General features: G+C 45.7%; 2 protein-coding genes. Both read right to left on the reverse strand.

Annotated elements, in window-relative coordinates:
- On the reverse strand, positions 1-1,223 hold a 1,223-nt coding region (locus QCH34_RS10390), incomplete at its 3' end, for a hypothetical protein (protein WP_300333813.1).
- Positions 1,223-2,667, reverse strand: a 1,445-nt coding sequence (locus QCH34_RS10395) for an AAA domain-containing protein (RefSeq protein ID WP_300333815.1), incomplete at its 5' end; no start/stop codon positions are given. The genes QCH34_RS10395 and QCH34_RS10390, both read right to left, overlap by 1 nt.

The raw sequence follows: 2,667 nt of genomic DNA on the forward strand, positions 1-2,667 counted from the left end.
AATGGTCCGATCCCATCAATTTCTGGCGATTTGATGGTGAGTTTTCTTTCCCCTGAATTCACTTCCGCCGCATTGTTTTTGATTTCATCGAAGGTAACGAGAATCGAGGGTTTTTGATCGTAATCAATGATGTAATCCGCATGCTCCCGATCGAGCTGTTTCAAAATCTCGATCAGTGTAAGGTCCAGATTCGGGGTGCACACATATTTCGAATCTTTCCCTTCTCTGTTGGAGAACACTTCCATCTGTGGCGTGTGCCCCGATGAGATCTTCAGGACGATGGAGATCTTCTTTTTCTGCCGGGAGGGATTGATCTCGCCCTCTACACCAATCAGTTGGATTTCTTCGCCGTTTTGCGCAGCAAGCTCGATAATTTTCGGGGAATTTTTCAGAGATTTGATCATAAAATCAAGCCTTTGAGGGCGCATGTTCTTTCCCTTACCCCTGATATCCGTTTTCTTTGCATCCTTTTGATTGAAGGCTTTCTCCTTAAAATCTCGGCGTTTACCTTCAGTTTTTGGCTCATATGCCACCAGTTTCTCGTGAAAGAGAGGGTCCTCTGTCGTATAGAGGACATACAATCCTTTCTCTGGTATGGGCACCTTCCCTTCCTGAAGGGCTTTTTTCCCGAGATCTGTCAGTTTATAATCGTCCTCATCGTTCGTGGGCGAATAGTTACCATAAATTCGGTTGGAAACAATACCGTATTGCTCGAGTTTTAAAAATAACGTTGTTCCGCTCAATCCACTTGGAGTATACGGCCATGGATGCCCAAGCAATAAATCACTGTTTGTGCCGAGGGAATATTGTATAGTATCCCAAATTGATTTGCGTATTTCAGCAATCACCCTTGCTTCCAGTAAATCTTTGCGAAGAGGGGGATCAATTTTATCAAAATTTTTATCCTGGAGTTGAACAACAACCACCTCTCCCTTCTCAGTCAGGTAAAAGCTATCCGGGTCTGAGACTCGATAATATGCAGGCTTCTGTTTCGCTCGCTCAATGAGCCGAAATTTTTCCATTCTTTCAAGAAGACTTCGGCCAAATTCATTATCCGGCGTCTTGTCCAGAAGTTTTGTATTCACCTGTTCAACCGTAATCCCCCCTTCTTCCTCGAGTTTCAAGAATGGGAGAATGAATTTGTATTTTTCATCGAAAGAAGCAATTTCCATGATTGCTTCAAATGATTCGGTTGAAATGTCTCTTTCAAGTTTAATTTCCATTAGCTGACACCTCCAAATTCAATGTCGCTGGCAGTGCTTTCTGTCGCCAGCGTTTTGAGAAATTTCGATTTACTCGCTTCAAAATTCTGCTTGTCGCCGAACATCACCAGCTGGTATCGTGCCCGCGTGACCGCCACATTCAGGCGGTTCTGAAAATCGAGAAACCCAATGCTGATTTTTTTACACCGCTTTCCATCTCTCCTACAGGATTGGACAAACGATAGGAATACAACATCGGCTTCATGTCCCTGGAATCGGTCCACCGTGCAAATTTTTACTGTAACATTACAATCATCACGCACAAATTCCGAGGATAATCCTTTTTTCCTGGATATATTCACCAGTTCTTTTTTGATCTTCTCTTCCTGCCCTGTATAGAAGGGAAGGATTGCAACAGACCAGTAACCACTCTTATCATTGCTATTGGGATTGTCTTTCGCCCAGGCCATGAAGTCTTCAAGGGCTTTTCTGATACTACGGACTTCCGCAAGGTTGAACCGGGATTTCCCCACCCCAACATCCTTACTGCAACGCGGTTTGACATCGCACCAAACACAACGGGAGCTGTATCCGTTATACCTCCATTCCCGTTCTCGCCTCATACCCTCGTCGCCACCGGCATTTTTCAGCGCCTCCCCCTTATACACAATTTTACGGGGCAGATGGGAAATGTCCGGATGCATCCGGTGCTGGTGCGTCAGGAGAGTGTGCCGCGTCTCGAAAATCAGTGGATCATTCCCCGCATAGGCCAGACCGCTGTATAACGCGATGAGATCGTGTCCCCGCCCTTCGTATGAAGTTTCGAATCCTTCCTGGAGCAGTTCAAGCACGGAAGGGAGAGCAATTCTCCTGATTTTGTGGATCTCATCCCTCACTAAATCGAACCGACTTTTATTCTTATGAGATCCGTTACTCTCGAAATGTGGAACAAGCATGTCCACCTCCCTCGAGAGTGACTCATACTTTTTCTTGTCAGTTTTCAATTCATGCATCCGGCAGATTCGCCATGCAATTTCCTCTTCCCACGATTTCGTTTCATCGAGTTTTGTACCCCATGCACGCATTCTACGGATGAATTCATCCGAAAAGGTTTGATGAACTGTGGTGGGATCAACAGAAATGTCGGGTGGCAGATACGGTTCGATACGGGGGATCAGATCTTTTTTCGCGACGATCATATTCCCAGCGAGGAGGGCAAGTTTTTGTGAATCAGTCTGTGGGATACGATCAATGCCGACAGAGGTGATTTTTGTCGGTTCCCATTCCCGCTGTTCACACAAACGGTTCATTCCATCGATCTGCTGCCCGAGGAAGTTGTTGAATTCCTCCACGTCTTCCTGGGTATCCTTCATCACCAGAACGCTGTTCTTTACTCTGCTGAACCCGGATGCTTGGAATGTCGAATAACAGATCTCCCGGTCTGTTTGACCTTGTTCCTTTGAAA

Origin of the sequence: Methanocalculus sp., from assembly GCF_029762515.1 — an archaeon.
GTDB lineage: Archaea > Halobacteriota > Methanomicrobia > Methanomicrobiales > Methanocorpusculaceae > Methanocalculus.